This window comes from Devosia sp. SD17-2 (assembly GCF_029201565.1).
Lineage (GTDB): Bacteria > Pseudomonadota > Alphaproteobacteria > Rhizobiales > Devosiaceae > Devosia.
Map to the genome: position 1 here is coordinate 3,107,186 of NZ_CP104002.1, position 20,714 is coordinate 3,127,899.

Annotated in this window: 21 protein-coding genes and 1 pseudogene; 6 read left to right on the forward strand and 16 right to left on the reverse strand. The window is 61.5% G+C overall.

The features are described 5' to 3' along the window. Nucleotides 1-16 precede the first annotated feature (16 nt). From tnpB (NYQ88_RS15305) to NYQ88_RS15350, 10 genes are all read right to left on the reverse strand, one after another. Nucleotides 17-364 (reverse strand): IS66 family insertion sequence element accessory protein TnpB, encoded by a 348-nt coding sequence (gene tnpB / locus NYQ88_RS15305; protein WP_275651978.1) that lies wholly within the window; start codon nt 362-364, stop codon nt 17-19. After that, nucleotides 361-717 (reverse strand): transposase, encoded by a 357-nt coding sequence (locus NYQ88_RS15310; protein WP_275651979.1) that lies wholly within the window; start codon nt 715-717, stop codon nt 361-363. The genes tnpB (NYQ88_RS15305) and NYQ88_RS15310 overlap by 4 nt, the downstream gene beginning before the upstream one ends. 468 nt (nt 718-1,185) lie before the next feature. After that, entirely contained in the window at nt 1,186-1,575 is a 390-nt protein-coding gene (locus NYQ88_RS15315; RefSeq protein ID WP_169194804.1) for a CBS domain-containing protein, read from the reverse strand. 181 nt (nt 1,576-1,756) lie between these two features. Continuing rightward, nucleotides 1,757-2,731, reverse strand: coding sequence for an FAD:protein FMN transferase (locus NYQ88_RS15320; protein WP_275651980.1), 975 nt, complete (start codon nt 2,729-2,731; stop codon nt 1,757-1,759). Between the two features lie 3 nt (nt 2,732-2,734). Continuing rightward, entirely contained in the window at nt 2,735-3,955 is a 1,221-nt protein-coding gene (gene nqrF / locus NYQ88_RS15325) for an NADH:ubiquinone reductase (Na(+)-transporting) subunit F (RefSeq protein WP_275651981.1), read from the reverse strand. Continuing rightward, the gene (gene nqrE, locus NYQ88_RS15330) at nt 3,952-4,563 is read right to left on the reverse strand and encodes an NADH:ubiquinone reductase (Na(+)-transporting) subunit E (RefSeq protein ID WP_275651982.1); all 612 of its coding nucleotides are present in this window, start codon (nt 4,561-4,563) and stop codon (nt 3,952-3,954) included. The genes nqrF and nqrE overlap by 4 nt, the downstream gene beginning before the upstream one ends. Beyond that, nucleotides 4,560-5,213, reverse strand: coding sequence for an NADH:ubiquinone reductase (Na(+)-transporting) subunit D (locus NYQ88_RS15335; RefSeq protein WP_275651983.1), 654 nt, complete (start codon nt 5,211-5,213; stop codon nt 4,560-4,562). The genes nqrE and NYQ88_RS15335 overlap by 4 nt, the downstream gene beginning before the upstream one ends. Next, a complete protein-coding gene (gene nqrC, locus NYQ88_RS15340; RefSeq protein WP_275651984.1) occupies nt 5,213-6,016 on the reverse strand; it encodes an NADH:ubiquinone reductase (Na(+)-transporting) subunit C in 804 nt (267 codons plus the stop codon). Before nqrC ends, NYQ88_RS15335 begins: the two co-directional genes overlap by 1 nt. Continuing rightward, the gene (locus tag NYQ88_RS15345) at nt 6,009-6,773 is read right to left on the reverse strand and encodes an RnfABCDGE type electron transport complex subunit D (protein WP_275651985.1); all 765 of its coding nucleotides are present in this window, start codon (nt 6,771-6,773) and stop codon (nt 6,009-6,011) included. Before NYQ88_RS15345 ends, nqrC begins: the two co-directional genes overlap by 8 nt. Then, on the reverse strand, nt 6,770-8,062 hold the full coding sequence (locus NYQ88_RS15350) for a Na(+)-translocating NADH-quinone reductase subunit A (RefSeq protein ID WP_275651986.1): 1,293 nt from the start codon (nt 8,060-8,062) through the stop codon (nt 6,770-6,772). Before NYQ88_RS15350 ends, NYQ88_RS15345 begins: the two co-directional genes overlap by 4 nt. A gap of 95 nt (nt 8,063-8,157) precedes the next feature. Between NYQ88_RS15350 and NYQ88_RS15355 the strand changes: the two genes are divergently transcribed. Beyond that, a complete protein-coding gene (locus tag NYQ88_RS15355; protein WP_275651987.1) occupies nt 8,158-9,237 on the forward strand; it encodes a cytochrome C in 1,080 nt (359 codons plus the stop codon). A gap of 82 nt (nt 9,238-9,319) precedes the next feature. Here the strand turns inward: NYQ88_RS15355 and NYQ88_RS15360 are convergent, their stop codons facing one another. The 6 genes from NYQ88_RS15360 to NYQ88_RS15385 all read right to left on the reverse strand — a co-directional run bounded on the left by NYQ88_RS15360 (nt 9,320) and on the right by NYQ88_RS15385 (nt 17,014). Next, nucleotides 9,320-10,180: a universal stress protein gene (locus tag NYQ88_RS15360; protein WP_275651988.1), complete on the reverse strand. Its 861-nt coding sequence runs from the start codon at nt 10,178-10,180 to the stop codon at nt 9,320-9,322. Nucleotides 10,181-10,258: 78 nt separating this feature from the next. Continuing rightward, nucleotides 10,259-10,705 carry a universal stress protein gene (locus NYQ88_RS15365; RefSeq protein ID WP_275651989.1) on the reverse strand — a complete coding sequence of 149 codons (447 nt, stop codon included), beginning with the start codon at nt 10,703-10,705 and terminating at the stop codon, nt 10,259-10,261. 73 nt (nt 10,706-10,778) lie between these two features. Then, nucleotides 10,779-11,114 carry a cytochrome c gene (locus tag NYQ88_RS15370; RefSeq protein WP_275651990.1) on the reverse strand — a complete coding sequence of 112 codons (336 nt, stop codon included), beginning with the start codon at nt 11,112-11,114 and terminating at the stop codon, nt 10,779-10,781. Then, entirely contained in the window at nt 11,111-12,982 is a 1,872-nt protein-coding gene (locus NYQ88_RS15375) for a heavy metal translocating P-type ATPase (RefSeq protein ID WP_275651991.1), read from the reverse strand. The genes NYQ88_RS15370 and NYQ88_RS15375 overlap by 4 nt, the downstream gene beginning before the upstream one ends. 94 nt (nt 12,983-13,076) lie before the next feature. Next, nucleotides 13,077-14,387 carry a diguanylate cyclase gene (locus tag NYQ88_RS15380; RefSeq protein WP_275651992.1) on the reverse strand — a complete coding sequence of 437 codons (1,311 nt, stop codon included), beginning with the start codon at nt 14,385-14,387 and terminating at the stop codon, nt 13,077-13,079. 62 nt (nt 14,388-14,449) lie between these two features. Continuing rightward, nucleotides 14,450-17,014 carry an EAL domain-containing protein gene (locus NYQ88_RS15385; protein WP_275651993.1) on the reverse strand — a complete coding sequence of 855 codons (2,565 nt, stop codon included), beginning with the start codon at nt 17,012-17,014 and terminating at the stop codon, nt 14,450-14,452. Between the two features lie 145 nt (nt 17,015-17,159). Between NYQ88_RS15385 and NYQ88_RS15390 the strand changes: the two genes are divergently transcribed. From NYQ88_RS15390 to tnpB (NYQ88_RS15410), 5 genes and pseudogenes are all read left to right on the forward strand, one after another. Further along, a complete protein-coding gene (locus tag NYQ88_RS15390; RefSeq protein WP_275651994.1) occupies nt 17,160-17,435 on the forward strand; it encodes a hypothetical protein in 276 nt (91 codons plus the stop codon). A 132-nt stretch (nt 17,436-17,567) separates the two neighbouring features. After that, nucleotides 17,568-18,337: pseudogene (locus NYQ88_RS15395) on the forward strand (IS5 family transposase). A gap of 75 nt (nt 18,338-18,412) precedes the next feature. Then, a protein-coding gene (locus NYQ88_RS15400; RefSeq protein WP_275651448.1) for an IS5 family transposase occupies nt 18,413-19,167 on the forward strand; the annotation gives its coding sequence in 2 pieces (ribosomal slippage) (nt 18,413-18,743 and nt 18,743-19,167; 756 coding nt in all). Between the two features lie 784 nt (nt 19,168-19,951). Beyond that, a complete protein-coding gene (locus NYQ88_RS15405; RefSeq protein ID WP_275654846.1) occupies nt 19,952-20,332 on the forward strand; it encodes a transposase in 381 nt (126 codons plus the stop codon). Beyond that, nucleotides 20,329-20,682: an IS66 family insertion sequence element accessory protein TnpB gene (gene tnpB, locus NYQ88_RS15410; protein WP_275651995.1), complete on the forward strand. Its 354-nt coding sequence runs from the start codon at nt 20,329-20,331 to the stop codon at nt 20,680-20,682. Before NYQ88_RS15405 ends, tnpB (NYQ88_RS15410) begins: the two co-directional genes overlap by 4 nt. Nucleotides 20,683-20,714 lie beyond the last annotated feature (32 nt).

Genomic DNA, 20,714 nt, shown 5'->3' on the forward strand with positions numbered 1-20,714 from the left:
CCGAAGAAAATGTACCCTATCCGGCCCGCGTCGGGCGCCAGCTCTGCTGCGGGTTGCGCCAGTCGATGCCTTCGAGCAAATAGCCCATCTGCCCGCCACTCAGATGAACCACGCCGTCGACGGTGGACGGCCAGATGAAGCGACCCCGCTCAAGGCGCTTGGCATAGAGCGACAGACCCACACCGTCGTGCCAGAGCGCCTTGATCAGCGAGCCGCTGCGGCCTCGAAACACGAATACGTCCCCGGCAAACGGGTCCCGCCCCAGCCCTTCCTGGATCAGGCGCGCCAACCCGCCCATCCCCTTGCGCATATCGGTATGGCCGCTGGCCAGCCATACGCGGACATTGGAGCGAACCGGGATCATCGCAGTGCCCGCAGCACCGTCAGGATCAACCGAGCGGGCGCCGTCGCGGCAATGCTCACCGTCGTCCCTCCAGCCAGATCGAGACGGATCGCCGGACTATTTGCAAGGCCATCCCCGAGCACCTCCGGCACCACAGGAGCTTCGTCCTCGGCCATGACGGCGGGCACAAACATCGCCTCGGGCTGCTGAGCGTCGCGGCGCCAATTGTAGATCAGACTGGTCGATACATCGAACTGCCGCGCGACCTCGGCAATCACCGCGCCTGGCGCGAACGAGGCTAGCACGATCTCTTCTCGCTCCGCCGCGCTCCAGCGTCGCCGGCGCTCAGGGCCCGAAATAACCGTCATATGCATTATGCTGCGCTCTTATGTGCGTCCTTATGAGCGCAGCATCAGCACCAGGCACCATTATCGCAAGGCGGCCTTCACCGGAGGCTTACTCATCAACCTCCATACCCTCAATTAATACAGGGAGATGCTCCGGATTCCGAAGCACGAAGCTGACGATTTCGGGGACGCGACCAATTGACCGCCGATCTCCCCCAGCCAGGACACCGAGAATATCCACGATCCCCTCCCTCTCATCGGCCCCTAGCGCGCACATGCTTCCCTTACGGAAAGCTCGACCAAAGGGGCGCGCCAGCGATGGCAATGCCGCCGCCATAGACTGGGACGCCTTTGATGGTATGGCCGAGACCTATGTTTGCCGCGGCCGGTCGTTCGTCAGACCTGCTGGCGTAAAACTCATCTGCCAACTTCGACGCAAGACATCAGCGTAGCTGGATATTCCACTGTGTCTCCGACGCGTTCGTGCCGAAGTTCCTAACCGAGTTCCAGCAGCCGCCCCAAGACATCGTCGCGGCGGAGCATGCCAACGAGCTGTCCTAACCGGAGCACCGGAAAGGACCGGTACGGCTCGGAAGCGAACATTTCCGCTGCGGCAACGATGTCACTCGTTGCATCGATGGTGCGAACGGGGTGGCTCATCTGCTCCCCCACGGTTCCGCGCCACTGTTGGTAATAGCTGGCCATCATGGCCGGGCGAAAGCAGTCCTTCTGGGTCAGAATTCCCAGTAACGCGCCTGCGGCATCCACAACAGGCGCCGCCTCCTCGCCATTGGCATGCAGCAGTCCCGCGGCCTGTCGTATCGGCGTATCGGCCTCCAAGGTGAGGTATTGGGTGCGCATGATCCCGGCAATGGCTTCACTCATTCCGTTGGTGCTCCTCGGCCCTTGCTCGGGCAACCCACACAGCGCGCCGAGTCAGGCAGGCAACTCATGCCGCCACAGGATGATTGCAGTGGACGCCCGCGCAGCAAAAGGCCGAGACCAAGGCAGAGCGCCACCAGGAGCACGATGACGAGCGCGAAAAGCATCTCCATTCGTTACTCCCTCAGGCGATGTGCGCGGCAAAGCAATGGGTGGAAATGCGCTCAAGGCCACCCAGCCCATCGCGGAATACGAACAGCGCATCGAGGCTGTTTTGCTCAGCCAAGGCCGGGCCCCGCTCGCCGGCAGCCATCAGCGCGGTGGCCCAACCATCAGCGATCATCGCCTCGTCGGCAATGACGGAGACCGAGGCAATGGTTGTCGCGACCGGCTCGCCCGTGGCGGGATCAATAATGTGGCTGAAGCGACGTGCACCGAGATTGAAGGCGTTGATCTTGTCGCCTGAAGTGGCGATAGCCCGGTTGCCGAGAGCGACAATTTCGGCTGCGCCGCTCTCGTCCGGGCGCGGGTCTTCAATGGCCACCTGCCAGCCTCGCCCGCTGGGATGACTGCCGCGCAGGGCGATCTCGCCGCCCAGGTCGGCCACGAAATCCTCTTCTCCCTCGTCCATCAGCAGGCTGACCAGCCGATCGAGCGCATAGCCCTTGGCGATCCCGCACAGGTCAAGCGTCAGTTCGCCATCATGCTTGCGCAAGGCCGCCTCGCCCAACTCGAAACCCCGATCCGCGCCCAGTTCGCCCGTGATCGGCCCAAAGCCCCATTGATTGACCAGTGGGCCAACCGCAGGATCAAAGCAGCCGCCGCTGGCGCTGCGCACGGCAAGCGCCGCCTTAGCGACTGTCACCACCGCCTCGTCGGCGCGGTACCAGTCCGTGCTTTGCAGCCGGTTGAAGCGGCCGATAGTGCTTTCGGCCTGCCAAGGCGACAACTGCATGTCGATCCTGGCCAGCAGCCTTTCGATCATCTCTCGCAATCGGATCGGGTCAGCCCCCGCGCGCAGCACGACCCGCCACTGGGTGCCGAATGCCGGCCCTGTCACAGTCTGCGTCGATGCCGGTGTGCGGGCAAGTGCCGGCATGGCCAGCGCGGAAAGTCCCATGGTTACAACCAGGCGGCGGTTGGGATTGCGCGTCCGCATGTCCTAGCTCCCGAAATCGTCGTTGAATATTGAATGCGCTTCAACGCCGAGCTCGTCGAGCGTGGCCAGAACCGCAGAAATCATGACCGGCGGGCCGCAGAGGTAGTATTCGCAATCCTCGGGAGCCGGATGCTTGAGCAGCGCATCGCGCAACACCTGGTGGATGAAGCCGGTTGGTCCATGCCAGCGGTCCCCCGGGGCCGGATCGGACAGCGCTACGGTCCAGTCGAAGCTCGGGTGCCGCGTCGCCAGATGCTCGAATTCGTCGAGATAGAATAGATCGTTGCGGGCGCGGGCACCGTAGAAGTAGGACATGGCTCGGCTGGTGCCCAGCCCGAGTTGCTCGTGGATCATGGCCCGCAATGGGGCCATGCCGACGCCGCCCCCGACAAAGATCATGTGGCGTTCGCTCGGCTGGACATGGAAGTCGCCGAACGGCCCGGAGACTTCAATCGTGTCGCCCCGCGTCAGGCCGAACAGATAGGACGAAACAATTCCCGGCGGGATCTCGGTTTCCTGCCCCGCTGGAGGCACGGCCAACCGGATATTAAAGACAAGCTGCCCGCGGTCCTGGGGTCGGCTGGCCAGCGAATAGGCCCGGCTGGTGCGTTCCGACACTTGCGAGCGCAGCGCCTCCCAGCCGGCGACCGACCAGGTAAGTTCATGCTCGGCGTCGATTTCGAGATGGGCGAAGTCTCGCTCGTAAGGCGGTGCCGTCAGCATCATGAAGCCGCCGGCGCGGAAATTGATATCCTGCCCGGCCGGCAGGTCGAGCACCAGTTCGCGGATCAGCGGCGCCAGCATGCGGTTGCTCGCGACGGTGCAGGTAAAGGCCCCCGCGGAAAGGATCTCCGGCGCCACGGTAACCTCGACCGAGCCACGCAGGTTGAGCTGGCAGGCGAGGCGCACATCGGCGCGCCGTTCGCTGGCCGAAAGCAACCCGCGCTCGGTCGCCCGCAATTCCCCCGCCCCAGGCCCGGTGGCGGTAACCCGGCATTGGCCGCATGTGCCACTCCCGCCGCAGGCTGCGGGAACGGGAATATCGGCGCCCTGCAGGACTTCGAGCAGTTTGGCGCCACGCTTGGCGGCAATCACCTGTCCGCCATTGACGGTCACCGACAGCGCCACGTCGGGCACCAGTCGAGAGCGGGCGGCAAGCAGGCCGAGCGCCAGGGCCAGGATCAGGCCAATGATGAGGGCGCTGCCCAGGGCGATCTCGATCATGGCAATGCCACCTGGGCGAAAGTGGAAAAGCCCAGCGACATCATGCCGGTAATGAGGAAGGCGATCCCCAGCCCCTGCAATCCGCCGGGCAGGTCGGCATAGGCGAGCCGGCGCCGGATTGCCGAGAGCATGATGACCGCCAAGGCGAAGCCGGTGCCCGAACCCAGTCCGAACACCGTGCTCTCGGCCAGGTCATAACGCCGATCCGCCATGAACAGGCTCCCCCCGAGAATGGCGCAGTGCACCGCAAGCAGCGAGAGAAACACGCCGAACGTGTTGAAGAGCGCGGGCAGATAACGATCCATCACCATTTCCACCAGCTGCACCGCCGCAGCGATCACCCCGATAAAGGTCAGCAGCCGCAGATAGCTTAGGTCGAGATCGGGCAGGCCGGCCCAAGTCCAGGCGCCCGGCGCCAGTACGAACTGGTAGAGCAGGTGATTGACCGGCACCGTGACACCCATCACCACGATGACTGCAACGCCCAGTCCCACCGCCGTGCCCGGCCGCCGCGACAGGGCGAGGAAGGTGCACAGCCCCAGAAACAGCGTCAACGGCATGTTCTCGACGAAGGCTGAGCGGATGAAGAGGCCGGCGAGATCGGTCATGTGCCGGCATCCCGTGTCGGTGCCAGGCTATATTCAGGCGTCTCGATCTGCTCCCGGCGCCAGCTTCTGATGGCCCAGACCAGTCCGCTGAGGAGGAAAAAGGCGCTGGGCGCCAGCAGCATCAGGCTGAGCGGTTCGTACCAGCCGCCCTGTTCCACAGTCGGCAGGATCGCATAGCCCAGCAGCGTGCCCTGGCCGAACAGTTCCCGCACGCTGCCGACAATCGCCAGCACCAACGAATAGCCCAGCCCATTGCCAAGGCCATCGGCCATCGCCGGAAGCGGCCGATTGTGCAGGGCAAAGGATTCGGTGCGGCCCAGCACGACGCAGTTGGTCGCGATCAGGCTGACAAAGACCGACAGGCGCTGGCTCATCTCATAGAAGAACGCCTGCAGGAACTGATCGATCACGATCACCAGCGAAGCCACGATGATGATTTGCACGATCAGCCGGATCGAGGAAGGCAGGTGCGCGCGGATCATGCTGATGATCGCGCCCGCAGTGACGACGACCAGGGTCAATGCCGCGCCCATGGTCAGGGCGGCGGCCAGGGTCGTGGTCACCGCCAAAGCCGAGCAGATGCCCAGGATCTGCAAGGTCACGGGGTTCTGGCGGAGGATGGGGTCGGTGACTGTCGTCCAGCCGGCCATCAGAACTCTCCCCGCCGGATCGCCTGGAGCAGGGGGCCGTAGCCCTGCGGCCCCAGCCAGAATTGCAGCATCTTGGCCATGGCAGTGCTGGTACGCGTCGCCCCGGTAATGGCATCGACCTCGAACTCGCTGCTGCCGCCACCCCGCGCGACGGTCAGGCGCACCGCCCCGGTGTCATCGGCTATGCGCTTGCCGGAAAACTGCTGCCGCCAAGCCGGCTCCGTGATCCGCGCGCCCAGGCCCGGCGTCTCCCCATGCGAGAGGACGGTAAGACCCGCCACCGTGTTCATGTTATCGGCCACGGCAACCATGGCTTCGATCGGGCCGCCATAACCGGTGCCGCTCACCGGCAGGATGACGACTTTGACCTGCTCGTCGGGGCCGCGCAGCAGGTAGATCTGCTTTAGATTGGCTCTGCTTCCCAGATTGGCGATGTCTTGCTGGGGGGAAAGCTGTGTCCAGCTCGCCGTGTCCGCTAGGGCGGCCGGCAGGGTTTCGGGCGTTATGTCCTGCGCCGCTTCGGCCCGGAGCAGATCCACCACCACGGTCGAAAGCGTCATGTCATCGGACTGGGCCAGAATCTGGGTCAGTCCGGGTATTTCGGCCAGCAGGGCTTCGAGGCGGGCCTGCTGTTCCACGGCGCGGTTCTGCGCCTGTATCGGCCGCAGCATCACGGTTGCGCCCGTGACCAGCACCGCACAGATCGCCGAAACTAGGAAGGCTATTGCAATGGTCTTGGGGCGGCTCTCATTGGGCAGTGCCAGAAGCCCGCGCCAAAGCCGAAAAGGGTTCAGGTCAGCCATGCCGATGTCTCCGAAGCGCCCGCCACATGGCGATGGTGATCTCGTCCAGTAGGGGTGTGGTGAGCGCCGTCAGCAGCGCCGCCGAGACGGCGGTCTGGACTGGGGCGGTCGCCCAGATCGCGGAAAAAAGCACGATGAGCGCGCCGAACAGGGCGCCATTGAGCCAGCGGCCCGATGCGGTAGACGCGCAGGTCGCGGGATCGCAGACCAGTAGGACTAGGACAACGGCCACCGCGCTCGTTAGCAGATCAAGGCTGAATCCGCCGCCGACAACCAGCACGACCAGGGCGCCGACCAGCACCCGCCAGGGCAGGATACCCAGTGCGAGCAGCAGCAGCGCCGCCGGTATGGTCGCCCAACCCAGCGGAACCGCAAGTGGCGGCCAGGCGGCCAGCGGGAAGCCGAAGCCGAGAAACACGACGGCAACCACGGCAGGGCTCAGCACGCTGCGACCCCAGCCGCCGAAAACCAGTTCGCCGAAAACGAAGCCGAAACTGACCCCCAGAACGAACTGGAACGGTCCGACTTCGGGCGCCAGCATGGCGATGAGCAGCGCCGAGACGATACCCGAAGCGCTGGGCGGCTGTGCCCGCAGCATTGTGAATATGGCCTGCCATACCCCGCCGACGACAATGGCGAACAGCAGTCGTGTGGCACCGGCCGAGCCTTCCTGCCAGATCCAGGTGACCGCCACGGGGATGGCCGCTGCCAGAATGATCACCGCCACGGTCTCGCGATCCCAGATGCCTCGCATCATGTATTTGCCTCCATGCGGTCAAGCGCGGCGCGAAGCAGGTCGGAAAACCGCGGGGAGGCGGCGGTGACATAGTCCACCATGGCCAAATCCGCCTCGACCAGCGATAGGGCGCCGAGTTCAGCGGCGGCCTCATCATCCCCGACCGACAGGGCCCGCAGCAATGCCATGCCGGGCATGAAACCGCCCAAGGCCTCTTCGACCGCCGCGGTAGCAATGATCGGTTCGGGACGAGAAGCGCGGCGTAGCGCGGCATCCAGCCAGTGCCTCTGCGGCTTCGTGTCCGAGCGCGGCAATACCGTCACCTGACGGTCCTTCTCCCCCAGCCAGCGAGCCTGGGCACCGTCCAGCACCGAACCGGAAAGGATGACCGTTGGTCCGGGCTTCAGCGATCGGTAGCAGATCTCGCTCAGGTCAGCGCCAGGCTGGCAGCGGACCAGCCGGCTGGCGCGCAGCCCGGGCCCCACAACCGCCACCAGTCGGGTAGTCGGCAGAGTGCCCTCTTCCAGCAACTCCCCGATGGCGACGACATCGTCGACGCCTATGTCCCATACCTGGCGGTCAAGCCGGGCGGGAAACCGGTCGAGAACTCGGTGGCCAGCCAGGCCCGCCGGGTGCAGGTCGCCGACGCGAATGATGTGCAGACGGTCCATCTCCTGGACGATGTCCGGCCCGCGATCCTGGCAGAAAAAGACAGGTCCCGCGCAAAGTGTGCCCAAGGCCGCAATCCCACGTTGAAGCGCTGCTGCGCTGCCCTCGTCAAGCGCAATACGGGGGCTGGCTGCGAGGGGCCGGGTATCCACCGCCATGACGAAGATGGCCGCCAGCGTGGCGTCACCCTTGGGAATGCGACCGAAGGGGCGGACGTTGAACCGCCGCCACAGGCCTGTCTCCTGCAAGAGCGCACGCAATGCAGCACCGCCAGTCTTGCCGGCAATCTCTTCACCGGCGGCGCGCGCATCATAGCGATGCTGTTGCTGGCGCGTCTCGGCCGCAAACACCATGCTGCTCAGCCGCCGCCCGGCGCCGATCTCGAGCGCGGTGACGCGGCCGGCCATGGGCGCGGTGATGACATATTCAGGATGGCGGCGGTCGCGCAGCACCGGCGTGCCTTGTTTGACGATATCCCCCTGCGACACGAGCGGTTCGGCGCGCAAATCGGCAAGGGCATTGGCGCTTAGCCCGGCCTCGTCGGTTATGAGCGTCTCGGGCTCCTTCGGCAGGGGATTTGGCGTGCTAAGGGGGATTGAGAGCCCCCGTCCTAGTCCAAATATGTCCCTATCTCCCCGCATGCGGCGCCAGCCGGACGAATCTCCCCGAAGGACGCGCTTGACAAGCTGCAGTCTGCCAACGAGTCTTTCACGGGTTAAGCGAGGGGGCAAGTCAGATGCGCATGCGACACTTCCTGCTGGCAGGCACCATTCCACTGATCTTCGCGGTTGTCGCCACCTCCGCGCAGAGCCCGACGCGCACGCCCGATATCGAGGAAATCATGCAATGGGCGCGCTCGGGCCATGCCGATGCCCACTCGGAATCTTTTGCGCACTGGAATGACGAGGGCGAGATTCCGCCTGTCTGCGCCACCTGCCATTCCGGCGCGGGATTCCGCTCGCTCCATGGCTTGGACGGCAGCGAGCCGGGCCTGCCACAATCGCCAATTCCGGTCGGAGGCGTCGTCGACTGCGATACCTGCCACAGCCCCGGACTGCAGACCGTCACCCACGTCACCTTGCCTTCCGGCCAGCAACACCCGGTTACCGGGTTCGAGGCGGCCTGCATGACCTGCCACTCGGGGCGCGCCGCCAGCGTCACCGTTGAAAAGGCCGTGGCCGAGCGTCCCGAAGACGTCGTGGATGCCGAGTTGCGCTTCATCAATCCCCACTATGCCACGGCCGCAGCCAGCCTGCTGGGCGGTACGGGGGCGCTGGGCTATCACTATCCGGGAAAGACCTACGAGCCGCGCTTCGTGCATGCGAGGCCGGTCTCGACCTGCATATCCTGCCACGAGCCGCACAACCTGACGGTCAGCCAGGAAACCTGCCTGACCTGCCACGAGACCGGCGCCTCCCAGGATATTCGTATCTCGCGGCAAAGCCATGATGGCAGCGGCAACCTCGAACAGGGTATCGCCGTGGACATTGCCGCCAATCGCAAGCGCCTCTTTGCACTGATAGCCGACTATGCCCGCGAGGTTGTCGGCACGCCCATCGTCTTTGACGCTGCGCGTCATCCGTATTTCTTCGCCGACCACAATGGCGATGGCCTGGCGGACCAGAGCGATGGGGCGCCCGTCGCCTATGCCAGCTGGACGCCCCGTCTGCTCAAGGCAGCCTATAACTGGAAATTCGTGGGGGCGGATGCAGCGATCCACGTCCACAACCCCCATTATGCGCTCGAGCTGCTCTATGATTCCGCAGAGGATCTGTCCGCCGCGCTGCAGCGAGAGCTCACGGGAATGGTTCGCTAAGGAATTGGGGCAGCAGTCTCGAAGTCAGCTCTTCCTCGTCGCGAGGCACGGTGTGCGAGTGCGCTGATGGTCCCCCGTTAGCTCACTGTTGTCGCACAGCCAGCACGTCGCAATCGACCTGCTCCAGAATCTCGATAGCGACGCTGCCAACCAAGACTGCGGCGAGGCCAGAACGCCCCGGTGATCCCACAACAACAAGGTCAGCTTCCTTGTCTGCTACATATTTCGCTAGGTTGGAAGCGATCTTGCCCAACTCCGCAACGATACCAACGGAGTCGGCCTTGGAACCGATACTCTCCCGCAGCCATTCCCGAGCCCGATCCATTTCGCGCGCCCGCAACTCCCTCTCAACGCTGGCCATGTCGTCGATCTGATTTTTGTAAGGAAAGTCAAACGCATGGAACAAGGTGAACTGAGCTTCAGGAAAAGCAGCGACGGCCAGACCGATCGCCCGCCGCGACACTTCGGATAGATCGCTCGCCAGAACGATTCGCTGATACGGCCGGTGCGCTCTCCCCTTCACAACGAGAACTGGCGCCGGACCATTTTTCACCAGTTCCACCACCATCCGACCCAACTTGTCGGCGCCGTAGGTCTCATCATGGGCTATGCCGGTGACCAGTAGTTCGGACCCACTGTCCAGCGCCGCCGAAGTCACCAGGTCATAAGCATCGCCATTCTTGACGATCAGCGACGCGCCGGCCGCAGGCCAATCGGGGTATTCACGTGCCAGTTTACGCTGGGCTACCGCCACCGGATCATAGCGGCGCCAGGAGGGTCCTTGGCTCCAATAGGCATACTGAAATGCCTCGACAGCATGAACGATCTGGATCTGCGCCTGCCAGTCCCGGGCAAGCGCCATTGCACGATCATAGGCGCGATCGCTGCGCGCACTCAGGTCGGTAGCCAGCGTGATCTGCCGGGGCACAGACGGTTTGCTCATCGAAAAGGGTCTCCTGTTGCTCCTTGGGAGCGAGGCCGGCCATCGCTGCAGCGGCGAAGTGTTAGGGGTGGTGCTGGCCTAGCGAACGACCAGAACCGGGATGGTGGTATGGGCCAGCACTTCCGATGTCTGGCTGCCGAGCAGCACCTTTTGCACGCCACGACGACCATGCGAGGACATCACGATCAGGTCACACCCATTGAGCTTGGCATATCTTACAATGGCCTCGGCAGGCGAGATGTCGATCTCATGGGCAAGCTCGGCCGCAATGCCATATTCGGAGCCGCGTTGCGCGATGGAGGCAAACCGATCCTTCATGATCGCTTCTATCTGCTGGTCATAGCGGGTGACGGGATCATCGATGCCGCCCATGCGCGCTGCACTCGCCATGTCCTGGCGCAGCGGTTCTGAAACGGACAGCACCGTGACTTTGGCATTGAGCGGCTTGGCCAGGGCCAGGCCCTGTTCAAGGCCCTTCTCGGCCAGTTCGGAACCATCGGTGGCGATCAAAATATGGGTATACATCGGCTTCTCCTCGCTAAAGAACTGGTACGGCATGCTGCAGCTACTGGTCTGAAAACAAGGGCAGACGCTGCCCTTAGGGTTCGAACGACTTGAGATAGGCGATGATTGCGGCGGCCTGCTCGGGGTCGAATTCGAATTCAGGCATGTCCGGATGGGCCGTCAGGCCTTCGACCAGCGCCTCGCTCAGCAATTCCACATCATAGCGCAGCTGCAGTTCCCGAAACGGCGGCGCGGGCGGAAACGGGCTCTGGCCGGTGGCCGCGATGGCATGGCAGTCCGCGCAGTACATGCCCACCAGCTCCTGTCCCATTTCCACGGGATCATATGGCTGCGCGGCGCCTGGGCCCGCGACGGCGAAACTGCCCATGGCCACAAGCACGGGGAGCATGGCGCGCAACAACAATCTCATGTTCTGGGTTCTCCTATTGGCAAGGCGGATGACCGGGGCGTTATACGCAGCGCCCGCAACGCATTCAAAATAACCGCCACGTCGATTGCTTCCTGCAGCAATGCCCCCTGCACCGGCGTCAGATAGCCAAAGGCGGCGGCAATCATCCCCAGCACCGACAGGCCAATGCCGGCCACGACGCTCTCCAGCGCAATCCGGCGCGCGCCCTGCGCGATTTCGACGCCGGGCAGCAGGCGATTAAGATGATCGACCAACAGCACGACATCGGCCGCTTCCGCCGATGCAGCCGCCCCGCGCGCACCCATGGCCACCCCCACATCGGCGGCAGCGAGAGCCGGCGCATCGTTGACCCCGTCGCCGACCATCATAATGGGGCCACGCTCACGCTCCGCCAGCACCAGCGCCACCTTCTGGTCTGGCGTCAGCTCGGCGTGGATGGCATCGAGCTCCAGGCCCTGGGTGACCGCTTCTGCCACCGCCTGCCGATCGCCGGTTGCCAGCACGATACGACTAATTCCCACGCCACGCAGCCCCGCCAACAGGCCCGGCGTTCCAGCCCGCAGGGCATCGGCCATGACGATATGCCCGGCCAGCTGACCGTCGATGGCCACCGCCACGAGGGCCGAGCCTACCGCCATGATCTGGCTTTCGGGTGGGAGGGTTCCGATATGCGATGCGACAAATACTGCGCTGCCCGCGATCACCTGGCGGGAGCCAACCATCCCGACCAAACCTTCACCAGGGACCTCCATGACCTGCTGGGGAACTTGCAGAGCAGCGCCGCGTGCGCGGGCGGCGCTGACAATCGCCCGCGCCATCGGATGCTTGGAAGCCTGTTCGAGCGAGGCGGCCAGACAGAGCACCTCATCGTCCAACATCGCCTGTAGCGGCTCAATGGAGACGATCTGGGGACGCCCGTCGGTCAGCGTGCCCGTCTTGTCCAGTACCAGGACCTTAATGAGCGCCAGGGCTTCGAGCGGTTTTGCCCCCTTGATCAGCACGCCATAATGTGCGGCGCGAGACATGCCCGCGGCCAAGGCCACCGGGACGGCCAGGATAAGCGGACAGGGGGTTGCCACCACCAGAACGGCCACAGCGCGGATCGGATCGCCGCTCGACCACCATGCAGCCGTGGCAATGACGACCGTGACAGCGAGGAAAAGCAACGAGTAACGGTCCGCCAGTCGCGCCATCGGCGCTTTTGAGGTTTGTGCTGCCTCGACCAGCCGGATAATACCTGCATAAGTGCTTTCCGAAGCGCGCCGCGTGACGCGCAGGTCAAAGGCTTCGCCAATGTTCGTTGAGCCGCTCATGACCTCCCCACCGTCGCCCAGGCGCACTGGCATGGATTCACCCGTCAGTGCCGACTGGTCCAGTAAGGCCCTCTGGCTCTCGACTATTCCATCGACCGGCGCCACGTCTCCCTGCCGGATCAGCAGCAGATCGTTGGGCGTTATGTCGTCCAGCACTACCTCTTCGAGCGCGCCAGCACGATGCCGGGTCGCTGTGCGCGGGACCCGCGAGAGCAGATCGGTCATCTCCCGGCGGGCGCGGCCTTCGGCGAAACTCTCAAGGAAAGTCCCGCCGGAATACATCAAGGCAACAACGGCGGCTGCCAGTGTTTCGCCGAAGAGCAAGGCAGCGGACATCGATAGAGCGGCCACGATGTCCAGACCGACCTCGCCCTTGGCAAGGCTCCGCACAATTTCCGCCAGTAGTGCGGCGAGGATAGGGAGTACGCCGGCAGACCACGCCAGAGCGGCCAGTTGAGCCTGCCCCGCCAGCATCAGTGCCAATCCGCTGGCCAACCCAGTAAGGGCGATGATCAGCAGGGCTGCGTCGAGCCGGTCGTGCAGTGTTTGCGGCAAGCGGTTGATTCCTCTTGACGGCGCGCTGGCAGTGGCCGGCCGCAGACAAGGTTAGGTCACTGAAAGCCACCGCAGCATATGGTAGATTTATTACTCAATCTAGCATGACAATGCGACCGCGTCCGGCTCTCTTGGCCGCATAACACGCGGCATCAGCGCGGGCTAGGGCGGTGCCGAAATCCATTTCGGACGAAAGGCCGACGATACCGACGCTGACACCAAATGTTGGCAAATCACCGGCCGGTACCTGACCGACTGTGATGGAGCGGATCGCTTCGGAAACGGTCTTAGCGATCTCATAGACCTTAGTCTTATCAGTATGGTTGAGAAGAACCGCGAATTCATCGCCACCAATACGGGCAGCCGCGTCGGTCGGCAGGATGTAATGACGCAGAACACGACCAACTTCGACCAGCACGTTATCCCCTGCCGCGTGACCTAGGGCATCGTTGATCGGCTTGAAGTGGTCGAGATCAAGAAAGACCAAATAGCTACTCGCGAGACCGGCGAGGGCCGTCTCGACGGAAGTCTGGAACGCTGGTCTGTTGAAAAGCTGGGTCAAACTGTCATGAGACGCAGCGTGCGCCAGGCGAGCTTCGATCTTCTTGAGATGAGTTATGTCTGTATCGGTTCCAACCGTGCGCAAGACATTACCATTCTCATCCCACTCCACAGGTTTGCCGCGACTGAGAATCCAAATGTAGTGCCCGTCACGATGACGCTCACGATATTCCAGAATGTCGTACCCCTGCTCCCCCTTGTTTTGACGGGAAACGTTCGGCCTAATGCGGTCACGATCGTCGGGATGAACGCGCTCCAGCCAAGCTTCCTGATCATCATCGACTGCCTCATCGTGTGGGATACCGCGCATGATGCGCCACATCGGTGAGTAGAACATGCGTCCGGTTCGGGCGTTGTGATCCCAGACCCCCTGCCTGGCAGCCTCAAGAGCGAAATGCCAGCGACTCTCGCTTTCGGCAAGCGCACTTTCCACTTGCTTGCGACGGTCAATGCTGCCGACCTGGACTATTACATAGATAGGCTCGCCCGTGGTGTCAGATTTTAGCACTGACACCGCTATCAGTGCCCAAATCATCTTACCACCGTGCCCCCGGCACAGGTGTTCGCCATCGTAACCTTCATTCCGACCCGCGAAGACGTTCGAGAGCGCCGAAATTACGTCTAGATCCCGAGGATCGAAGAACCCATGAAGTATGGAGGCTGAAGTTGAACGGTCGAGCGCGAACTCGCGCTCGAATGCGCTGTTAGTATAGACCACGACCCCGTCCATACCCGTCACGGCCATACCTATGGCAGCGCGATCGACGATCTTGCGTAACATATTATAGCTTCGGCCGAACAAAAAAGTTCCAGCATCCTCTGCAGTGGCGGCTACTTTTGTCATTGCCTCCACCACTCATATTCCCCCAAAACGACCATAGCGTCCCTCAACTTTCCGTGCAGCTTTCAGCGCCCCGATCTACGATAGGAGTTATCGACAACTATATTAGTTGCTCTTTTTAGGGCGTACTCACTGGCCGCTTCAAAGCTCATAGGCTTCCCGAACAAATAGCCCTGCCCGTAGTCGCAGCCCCACTCCCTCAGCACGCGTGCTTCCGCATCCGCCTCGATGCCTTCGGCAACTGTGGTGAGATTGAGCGCCTTAGCCAGCCCAAGCATTGCCCTGACAATTTCGCCTTTATTATTGTTTGTTCCAAGCCCGTACACAAACGACCGGTCGATCTTTATTTCATCCACTGGAAGAGACTGCAGGTGAATCAGAGAGGCATACCCGGTGCCGAAGTCGTCCAAGGAGATGCCCACGCCGCTTTCCCGCAGTCGTGCGAGATTTTCGACAACTGATTCACCAACCTCAGCCATCAGAACGCGCTCGGTGATTTCAAGCTTGATAGCGCTGTGGGGCAAGCCTTTTTGATCAAGCATGCCGAGAACACTGGTCACGAAGGCTGCATTGACGATGTTCTCTGTCGCCAAATTTATAGAAACTTGCCCGAAGGCAAGGCCTTCGGCAGCACAGAGCCCCAAGTTTTCAATGACCACTTGAGCCATTCGGAGACCTATGCTGTCTGCCAAACGGGGGTCATCGAAGGCATCGTCAATAACGCTTGGGGATAGAAGGCCTTCTTCAGGGTGATTGATGCGCAGCAGCGCCTCAAAGCCCCGCAGGCAATGATGGTTGAGGCTAAGTATGGGCTGATAGTAGGGTTCGATCCAGTCTTCCCGCAAAGCGGTTCTTGCGAGCTCCAAAGCTCGACTGCGTTTCGATGCCGCGTTTCGGATAGCAGGGTTGAACAGCTGAACAGTGCCTTTCCCCGCGGATTTGGCTGCGTAAAGAGCGAGATCGGCGCGCTTGAAGACTTCATCGGGGTTTTCTCCACGCTGACCCACCGCGCAGCCTATGCTCGGCCGCAATGACCGCGCCTTCTTGATGCCCTTGAGGGATGCCTCGAGCTTGGCTTCTATGGACTGCGCGCGCTCGACCAGACAGACATCATCAGAGATATGACGGCAGATGATGGCAAACTCATCGCCACTCAACCTTGCCACAAACTCATTAGGCTCCACGATGCGCTGAAGATACCGCGCGAACAAGCGCAGTACAGCATCGCCAGTGAGGTGCCCATACCGATCATTGACGAGTTTGAAGTCGTCCATGTCCAGGACCATCAAGCCAATGGGATCATGTGTCGAGGCAAGGCGGCGTCTCAGCTCCTCGACAAAACGACGCCGGTTCGGCAAGCCCGTCAGTTCATCTTCATAGACCTGACGTCTAAGCTTTTCTGCGGCGAGATGGTGTTCATGGATATCTTCGACAGCGCCGTACCACTTAATGATCGTACCAAGCTCATTTCGGCGTGCAGTTGCTCTCGCCCGTGCCCACCGATATTGGCCTGTGCTGAGGCGGATTCGATAGGTGAAGTCCACGGGTTCCCCGCTCGCCTGTCCTTCCGCCCACTTTTCAACAGTTGGCGCGACATCGTCGGGGTGGAGCGCCTGAAGCCATCCGTTTCCTAAAGCATCAGTCTGAGAAATGCCCGTCATCTCTGCCCAACGTGATGACACGCTAAGGATTTGTCCCCGCGGGTCAGCGGTCCACGGTATCTGCGGGTTCTGCTCGACGGTATAGCGATAGTGTTCTTCGCTTTCTCGCAAAGCTTCAAACATACGGGCGCGCTCGATTGCCAGAGAGGCCAGTCCGCGAAGACGTGTTAACTCTTGAAGCTCTGCAGGGCTGGGGCCTCGCTTATCGCGAAAATAGAACCCAAAAGAAGCAATGACATCGCCATTGGCAGCGAAAACCGGCTTAGACCAACAAGCTTGAAAACCCAAAGGCAAGACCAACTGCCGCCAGCTGTCCCAGAGCGGATCGCTGCCAATATCTGTGCTGATCACGTCGCGTTTTTCAAAGGCCGCGGTGCCACAGGAACCCACCCCGGTCGCAATTTTTATATTCGGGACCGCAGCCATCAATCCGTTCGGCAAGTTGGGTGCAAAACCTGCGGTAAAGCGTCCGCCGACTGCGTCAACCAGCAGGATACTGCAGGTGGCACCCGGTACCTGACGCTCCGCAGCTTTGCATAGCTCTGCAAGCAGGTGCGGAAGCGCGACACCCCCAATGACCATTTCGAGGATATTGCCTTGGGTCGCATCCCTTAATTCCGCGGTCAGCCATTCATGCGCATCGATTGCGCAGCCCACCCACTTTCCATCGCCGACATGACGAACGTTCAAGAGGTGACGGTGATACACGCCGTCGTACCGTCGAACGCGCATTTCCGCTTGAACATTCTCGAAGGCATCCGGATGCATGGGCAGCTGCGCCCGAAAGGCGGCAGCGTCAGCCGGGTGAATGCTGTCGAGCCAACCCAAGCCCAGGCCTTTCTCCTGCGGTAAGCCGGTGAACTCAGACCACTGCGCGTTGTTGAACTCCACGTGGCCCTGAGCATCGGAAACCCAAACTAGACCCGGCACTGCTAGGGTGAGCGTTTCAAAAAGCTGACTGACACTCATGAGTAATCGCTGCCAAGGGAACTTGAGTTCGACGAAATGTAACCTCGAAATTCCTTAATTACTCGCCGCGGCACGATCACTTTTTGGAGTCACCCGTATTTTGAGATCTCATATTGAGCCTCACTTTTGACGGGTGATTCCGAACGTGCGCCGAGAAACTGAATACGTTGCCGGACTCGTTGGACAGGTGCTCAATGCGCAGCACCGTTTCGGCGATATGATCCAAGACAAGGGCAAGGTGTCGATCGACCTCGTCACTGTCATCCAAAAGGCACTTGGCGTCCTGGAGGTGGGAGCGGATTTGTCTGTATTTCATCTTGATCTCCGTAGCCCCATTTCACCCTATGGCGCCAAGATCGCCCGAAGCTTAAACTATTTGCCCCAATTGTATTCATTCAAAGGAGCACTTTCGCTGTCATGAACAATGTAGGGATGCAACGACAGCCATGAATTTTGACCCGACCTAGGCGGTGTGGACGAAGTGGATTCCCAAATCAGCTAATCGCTGATTCAACGCTGTTCTTTGCGGAGAGCAGCGTTGGTTCGGGGTTTGATGTCAGATGCAGAGTGGGCCTTCTTCGAACCGTTCGTGGTGGAGAAGGGTCCGAGACGAGGTCGGCGGCCGCGTGATCATCGGCTGGTGCTGGATGGGGTGTTCTGGATAGCCCGCACGGGAACCGCCTGGCGGGATCTGCACAGCCATTTTGGCCCATGGAACTCAGTCTATCGCCAGTTCCGGCGTTGGACGCAGGCGGGGATCTGGGATGTGATGCTGGAGGCCTTGAACGAGACGGGAGCGGGTAACGATAGCGTTCAGATGATCGACTCTACCATCATCCGCGCCCATCAGCACGCCGCCGGCGCGCTAAAAAAGGGGATGCGGACCAAAGTCTTGGCCGCTCTCGTGGTGGTTTCTCGACCAAGATCCACCTCCGCAGCAACGCTCTCGGCCTCCCTGTCGCGGTCACGCTGAGCGGCGGACAGGTCTCCGACGTGAAAGGCTACGTGCCGATCATGGACCAGCCCGGTCCGAGACCCTGCGTGCTGCTCGCCGACAAGGGATACGACGCCGACTTCATCCTGGCTGACCTGGAGGCCCGCGGCGTGGCCGCTGTCATCCCGGCCAAACGAAACCGCAAGGTTCAGTCCGTTATCGACGGCCATATCTATGCCTTGAGAAACCTCGTCGAGCGATGCTTCTCAAAGCTCAAGCACAGCCGCCGCTTAGCCACGCGATACGACAAAACCGCCGATAGCTTCCTCGGCTTCGTTCTCGTCGCGTCGATCCGGTTGTGGGTCAGACACTTTGTCCACACAACCTAGGGTCCAAACCCAATCAGGTTGTTGAATAGGGGCTGCAAATCAGATTCTCTGGCTTCGGATAAGCCGGAGGCATTGATGAGCAGACTGTTTTGGTTGAGTGACGAAGCCTGGGTGGCCATTGAGCCCCACCTTCCCAAGAACCAGCCTGGAGCCCGACGGGTTGATGACCGGCGGGTGATTTCGGGGATCATTCACATGCTCAAATGCGGCGGGCGCTGGGCTGATTGCCCTGGCGAGTATGGTCCTTCGACCACCATCTACAATCGTTGGAACCGTTGGAGCCGCCGCGGTATATGGGCACGCATTCTTGCGGCTCTGACCGAACAGGGCTGGATTGCCGAGACCGCCCAGATCGACAGCAGCTATATCAAGGCCCATCGTTGTGCAGGTGGGGGAAAAGGGGGGCGCGAGCCAATGCCATTGGCATCTCGCGTGGTGGCCGGACCACCAAGGTCCATGCGCTTGTCGACGTTATCGGCAGACCACTCTGCCTCGTCCTGACACCCGGCAATGCCTCGGACATGAAGGGAGCAGATCTGCTCATCGCCCACACAACGGGTATGAAGAGGATTATCGCGGACCGGGGCTATGATGCCAACCGTCTTCGCTCCACTCTTCGAAGTCAAAACACCATCCCGGTGATCCCCGGCCGCAAGAACCGCAAGCGCAAAATCCGATACGATGAGAAACGCTACAAGGACCGCTGGCGCGTTGAGGCCATGTTCTGCCGCCTCAAGGATTTCCGCCGCGTCGCCACACGGTACGACAAGCTCGCTCGGAATTATCTATCTGCCGTCATGCTCGCAGCAGCAGTTGCGTACTGGCTATGATTGAGTCTCAACCCTAGGAATAGCGAGTACGGGTGCTCCATTCGCGCCTCATGCCTCGACCCACCCATGCAGCTGCCTTAAACGTGTTGTTCGTCAGGCCCTCTGCAAAACAGGGAAGGTCAGGACGGGTTGATCAACGCCCCATATCTTACATTGCTGCCGAGTTGGTGTTGCGTGTCCCTGGGCGCTTGGATGCATAAAGACTGGATGCGGCACTATTCTCAGATGGGCTCAGCCGTTACCCTATGGTGGTCAGCTTGACCATTGGCCACCAGCGTGGTCCACTGCCCCTGTTGGCCGCCCAAAAACCCCGGTTTTCGGCGTCTTTCGGGCAACATTTAGTTTTGCTGCGAATCCAGGTTCCCCAGCCAATTTCTTCAAAAAAAAATCAAAATGTCGCTGCTCAGCCATCGAGCAATGTTAACGCATTGGCCTCAGGTTCTGGAGGCGAATGAATGCGCGCGCGTTCATGCGTACGCATTCGAGGTTCGTTTCCAGTTTATTCAGGTGCCTTCCTCTGGCGCGTCCGCCTCTCCGATTTCGGTTTCGGCAATTTGGAAGTCGCACTGCAGCTGGGATGTCGTACGCAGCCCACTTCGCGCAGCTGCACAGTCCAGAACTAGCATCCCAGCTTCATAGGCGCGTTCTGCATGACATGTGGTCAGAATACTCCCGCACAGTTCGGAATGTAAGCGCTGTCCCACCCCCATCTTCTGCCATGCTGTGAGCCATGAGATTGCGCACTGATTGATGTCAGTGCGGGAGTTTCTCCATGGACGCTCCAATGGAGCTTCTCACAAGTGGCGGGAGGCGGCGTCGCAATCGGCAGTGGCCTGATGAGGTGAAGGCGCGGATTGTCGCCGAGACGTTGCGACCGGGGGCGACCGTCAGTGAAGTTGCGGATCGGCATGGGCTGAAGGCCAACCATGTCTCCTCTTGGCGAACCCTTGCGCGGAACGGGAAACTGGTGCTGCCGGCACCAGAGGATGCGGTGGAGTTTGCGACGCTGATGGTCGATCCCGTTGATGAGGCACTTGCGGCGGCGGAGCCGGCGGTATCGGCTGGGCCGGAGGTCGTTGTGGGTTCAGTGACCATCCGGCTGGAGCCAGGCGCTTCGGCGGCCCGGATTGCCTCGGTGGTCCACGCGCTGATGGCGGCCTCATGATCTTACCCTCCAACCGAGTGCGGATCATGGTGGCGACCAAGCCGATCGACTTCCGCAAGGGCCACGACAGCCTGGCGGCGTTGGTGAAGAACGAGCTGCACAAGGACCCGTTCACCGGCACGGTCTTTGTGTTCCGCGCCAAGAAGACCGACCGGCTGAAGCTGCTCTACTGGGATGGCACCGGGTTGGTGATGGCCTACAAGCGGCTCGAAGAGCATGAGTTCACCTGGCCTGCAGTGAAGGACGGGCTGATGACGCTTAGCCACGCGCAGTTCGAGGCCCTGTTCTCCGGGCTCGACTGGCGGCGGGTTCGGGCCGTGGAAGCGCGGGCTCCAGAAGCCGTCGAATGACTGCGGCAGGATGACTCAGGGCTTCTCTTTTT

Excerpts from the sequence above, each read along its gene's own strand:
- tnpB (WP_275651978.1), bottom strand. The coding sequence starts at position 364 with ATGATCCCGGTTCGCTCCAATGTCCGCGTATGGCTGGCCAGCGGCCAT.
- NYQ88_RS15310 (WP_275651979.1), bottom strand. The coding sequence starts at position 717 with ATGCATATGACGGTTATTTCGGGCCCTGAGCGCCGGCGACGCTGGAGC.
- NYQ88_RS15315 (WP_169194804.1), bottom strand. The coding sequence starts at position 1,575 with ATGAGTGAAGCCATTGCCGGGATCATGCGCACCCAATACCTCACCTTG.
- NYQ88_RS15320 (WP_275651980.1), bottom strand. The coding sequence starts at position 2,731 with ATGCGGACGCGCAATCCCAACCGCCGCCTGGTTGTAACCATGGGACTT.
- nqrF (WP_275651981.1), bottom strand. The coding sequence starts at position 3,955 with ATGATCGAGATCGCCCTGGGCAGCGCCCTCATCATTGGCCTGATCCTG.
- nqrE (WP_275651982.1), bottom strand. The coding sequence starts at position 4,563 with ATGACCGATCTCGCCGGCCTCTTCATCCGCTCAGCCTTCGTCGAGAAC.
- NYQ88_RS15335 (WP_275651983.1), bottom strand. The coding sequence starts at position 5,213 with ATGGCCGGCTGGACGACAGTCACCGACCCCATCCTCCGCCAGAACCCC.
- nqrC (WP_275651984.1), bottom strand. The coding sequence starts at position 6,016 with ATGGCTGACCTGAACCCTTTTCGGCTTTGGCGCGGGCTTCTGGCACTG.
- NYQ88_RS15345 (WP_275651985.1), bottom strand. The coding sequence starts at position 6,773 with ATGATGCGAGGCATCTGGGATCGCGAGACCGTGGCGGTGATCATTCTG.
- NYQ88_RS15350 (WP_275651986.1), bottom strand. The coding sequence starts at position 8,062 with ATGCGGGGAGATAGGGACATATTTGGACTAGGACGGGGGCTCTCAATC.
- NYQ88_RS15355 (WP_275651987.1), top strand. The coding sequence starts at position 8,158 with ATGCGCATGCGACACTTCCTGCTGGCAGGCACCATTCCACTGATCTTC.
- NYQ88_RS15360 (WP_275651988.1), bottom strand. The coding sequence starts at position 10,180 with ATGAGCAAACCGTCTGTGCCCCGGCAGATCACGCTGGCTACCGACCTG.
- NYQ88_RS15365 (WP_275651989.1), bottom strand. The coding sequence starts at position 10,705 with ATGTATACCCATATTTTGATCGCCACCGATGGTTCCGAACTGGCCGAG.
- NYQ88_RS15370 (WP_275651990.1), bottom strand. The coding sequence starts at position 11,114 with ATGAGATTGTTGTTGCGCGCCATGCTCCCCGTGCTTGTGGCCATGGGC.
- NYQ88_RS15380 (WP_275651992.1), bottom strand. The coding sequence starts at position 14,387 with ATGACAAAAGTAGCCGCCACTGCAGAGGATGCTGGAACTTTTTTGTTC.
- NYQ88_RS15385 (WP_275651993.1), bottom strand. The coding sequence starts at position 17,014 with ATGAGTGTCAGTCAGCTTTTTGAAACGCTCACCCTAGCAGTGCCGGGT.
- NYQ88_RS15405 (WP_275654846.1), top strand. The coding sequence starts at position 19,952 with ATGGAGCTTCTCACAAGTGGCGGGAGGCGGCGTCGCAATCGGCAGTGG.
- tnpB (WP_275651995.1), top strand. The coding sequence starts at position 20,329 with ATGATCTTACCCTCCAACCGAGTGCGGATCATGGTGGCGACCAAGCCG.